The organism is Methanobacterium alcaliphilum, assembly GCF_023227715.1.
In the GTDB taxonomy this organism is placed as follows: Archaea; Methanobacteriota; Methanobacteria; order Methanobacteriales; family Methanobacteriaceae; genus Methanobacterium_E; species Methanobacterium_E alcaliphilum.
Map to the genome: position 1 here is coordinate 1 of NZ_JALKIF010000026.1, position 3,429 is coordinate 3,429.

Below are 3,429 nucleotides of genomic sequence, written 5' to 3' on the forward strand. Positions count from 1 at the left end.
GTCTTTGGATTAGTATTAGGATTTGTCTTACCAGGATTAGCAGGAATAATATCCATTGTTGTAGCCTCATTAATCGCAGGTTACATGGTAAAAGGACACGTGATGAATGGAGCCATTCACGGAGCATTCATAGGAGCCGTTATAGGAATAATCAATATTTTAATCGTCTTCTTTAAGACAGGACAGCTGCATAGCAACATACTCATGATCTTATTAATTGCATTAATAGGAGATATAAGCCTGGGAATAATAGGCGGAACTGTAGGAACACTCATTAGCACATCTAAAGAAAAAAAGACCTGAAAATTCTTAAAAAGATCCGTGCCCTACTTATTAAAAAAACTCACTATGTGGAGATGAAAAAATGACTGATTGGAAAGCAATTATTTTAGGATCTTTAGTTACTGCTGCATTGACCATGGCTTTAGGCCTAGCAGTGTTCCCTTTATTCATTTTAGGGCCATTGATAGGAGGTTTTGTAACGGTATACTTGGTGAGTGAAGGTAGAATTGAAGGAGCTATCCAGGGCGCATTGTCAGGAGTGATAGGCGGACTCATAATTGGATTATTATCATTATTTGGACTGGGAATAGTAACTGCATTTATAAGTATCTTATCAAATAGTATTGGAAATATGGTGGGCTTTGTGAGCCTCCTGGTTGGAAGTTTATTCACTCTGGTTCTTATCATAATATCCGGAGTATTAGGTGCAGTAGGTGGAATTATAGCTGAATCCACAATTGAAAAATAAATTCTCTATGGATTAATTTTTTTAAAAATAAAAATATTATTAAATTATTTTTACTTGGCCTTTTTCAGCATCTACCTCTATTTGTAGCCCCGAAGATAATCCCATAATATCCCCTTCTACTTGGTCGACCATGGGAATGTTGGCCATTATAGCCCCTGTAGCAATTATAGGCTCTGCTTTAAGGCAGATTATTGCTTTAGGGGATGTTTTATTTTTAGCCATTTGAAAAATAACATACGATCCAACGGTGGATCCTTTACCACCAGGAATAATTAATATTTTATCTTTGATGATTTCTCCTTTAAGCTGATGTTTAGGATCAATTACTTCTCCCGTGTCTGGATTTACCCCGCCTAAAAAGCTTATAGGATCCTGACTTACCATTGCTTCACCGCTGGCCTTACCATGAGAAATAATTCTGCAATTCATATTTTTCATTTTATGACGTCTCCCATTATTATAATTTATACTGTCTCATTTTTGGTTATTTCCCTTAAAACTGAAGTAGCATAACATCCTTTAGGTATGGAAAATTCTGTTAAAACACCGTCTTCTGTGGCTTCAGCAGACACATCCCATATCTTAAATCTAATTGCTCTTCTTAGACCATGACTTCCTAATTTAGGCATTTTAGGGCATTTAAAATCTTCAAGATTTAGATTTTCATCTTTTAAAATAGTCTCCTCCATTTTCCCGACGCCTTCTCCCGCCAGAGGTACCTTACTACCATAAAGAGGCGATGTAGGGTGGGCTTGAAAATCATTAATCATCGATTGTAGTTCCTCAGGAGACTTATCATGAATCAAATGTTCTTCATTATCAATAAATATGTCTCCTTCCACGTATTGATCAATTCCCATAGTAGACCTTTCACTTACAGCCTTATTAAATAGATAAGACTGATATGCGTGGACAAACATTCTACTCAAAGGTTTTGGAAGGCTATAAAGAGCCTTACGATAAGAATCATCGTCCAAAACATCTTTCTTTTTCTGTTCTTTCAAAAGTGCTCGGAGCATCATCCGCTCATATCTCATGCCAGTAGGCATTAATTCATAAGATTTTTCCAGATTATTTTCATCATAAGCTGCTCTGGCCGCTTTTATTTGTTCTGGTTCTCCTTCATAAGGTTTACCAATATATGATCCTACTGCTTTTTCCAGGTTATTTTCGACCAGAGCCCTTCCCACCATGTGAGTATTGCTTCGTGGTTTTCCAAACCTCTGCCAACCATAATAATTCAGGGTCCCTACTTTTGAAAGTTTTTCCAAAACTTCTTGTGCATTTTCAGCACTTTTTTCAGGATCTGAGATATCCCTAATTAAAATACGGAACTTATTTCCAATCAACTGCCCTATTCTAAGTTTTTTCTGGTTTTGAGTGATTTTTAAAAATTCCACATTATGGAACTGGTACTTAATTTCTTCCAAGTCTTCTCCTTCAAAGTTACTGATGCATAACCATTGACGAGTTACAGCTTTTTTATCTTTCATTCCTGCAAAGCCCATCCTTTTTCGACTTAAGTGTAAATCCCGGGCCATGTCAAGTACCACGTCCAAAGTATTTCTACCGATTTTTTCTATCCAAATCCATGTGTTTGGTCCCTCTCCAGTAGGGGTTGTTTCTGGTATCTCTTCGACGTAAAAGTCTTCATACTTGACTCTGATTTTTCCCCCAATTCCTGGATTGGAGGTGATATAAGTTTTAGCATTAAGCATAGGTTTTCCTCAAAAAAATAGTAAAATATTCATTAATACTTTAAAGATTAATTGGTTTTTAGGCTTTATAAATAGATGTTAATAAAAAAAATTAACGTCTATCTACCACTCTTTTTGGTCTTCCTTTAATTTTATAAAATTCTAGTTCCTGGGGTCCTACAAAATTGAATAAGATATCAAATGTTCCATCTGAATAAGCTTCTTTCAAGCCAGGTTTATATTGTAAGAAAGATTTCAAAAAATTTTCCTCGATCATGTCCGGGTCGCAGTTTTGAGTGTTTTCACATTCTATACTAACCCTCATAGTGATTTCACCCACATCTTCATCACCATATATAAACGATTCATATTCCCCCGTTAAATATTCCATATTTTCCCTCTGGAACACTCCTGCTTCCACATCAACCCGATTAAATGGGTTTCCTGCTATCCAAAATGTTTCAGCTTCCCTTTCCGGGTTCATTATCCTCATATGAGTTCGACCACAAAGACATTTATCCCTTGATACAACCACCGTAGTATCATCAGTATCATAATTTAATAGTAATGTACCGGTTTTACCACCAACAGGAAGTAAAGTAGTTAAAACAATCCGCCCACACTCCCCATCGTCTACAAAGTTTTTCATCTGAGGATCATATACATCCAAATGAACCATGTCCTCCGGGACATGCAATCCTACTTTTTTATGACATTCCCCTGACATTGTCCCCTCAGTACTACCATAAGTATTGAAAACATCCACTCCCCATATTTCCTCCACATATGCCCTGGAATCTGGTGAAAAACTTTCTCCCCCAGCTATCAAACGTTTAATACTTGATTCTTGGGGATCCATACCTTCTGATTTCATCCTGCGTGCCAAACGTAGTAATTTAAATATACTGGCTACTATTCCAGTCGGTTGATAATGTTCTATAATCCTGACTGGAAATGTGCATTTTCCTTCAGGTATTATAG

5 protein-coding genes are annotated in these 3,429 nt (G+C 36.6%); 2 read left to right on the top strand and 3 right to left on the bottom strand.

What is annotated here, in order from left to right; all coding sequences use genetic code 11:
• Together MXE27_RS11650 and MXE27_RS11655 are read left to right on the top strand one after the other, a co-directional pair.
• The coding region (locus tag MXE27_RS11650) for a DUF5518 domain-containing protein (RefSeq protein ID WP_248612620.1) at positions 1-303 on the top strand (303 nt) is incomplete at its 5' end.
• 61 nt (positions 304-364) lie between these two features.
• On the top strand, positions 365-751 hold the full coding sequence (locus MXE27_RS11655; RefSeq protein WP_248612621.1) for a DUF5518 domain-containing protein: 387 nt from the start codon (positions 365-367) through the stop codon (positions 749-751).
• 39 nt (positions 752-790) lie between these two features.
• On the opposite strand, the gene MXE27_RS11660 is transcribed toward MXE27_RS11655, so the two are convergent.
• The 3 genes from MXE27_RS11660 to ftsA form a co-directional block, all read right to left on the bottom strand.
• Positions 791-1,180: a DUF126 domain-containing protein gene (locus MXE27_RS11660; RefSeq protein ID WP_248612625.1), complete on the bottom strand. Its 390-nt coding sequence runs from the start codon at positions 1,178-1,180 to the stop codon at positions 791-793.
• Positions 1,181-1,215: 35 nt separating this feature from the next.
• The gene (truD, locus tag MXE27_RS11665; RefSeq protein ID WP_248612623.1) at positions 1,216-2,469 is read right to left on the bottom strand and encodes a tRNA pseudouridine(13) synthase TruD; all 1,254 of its coding nucleotides are present in this window, start codon (positions 2,467-2,469) and stop codon (positions 1,216-1,218) included.
• A 91-nt stretch (positions 2,470-2,560) separates the two neighbouring features.
• Positions 2,561-3,429, bottom strand: an 869-nt coding sequence (gene ftsA, locus MXE27_RS11670) for a coenzyme F390 synthetase (protein ID WP_248612624.1), incomplete at its 5' end; no start/stop codon positions are given.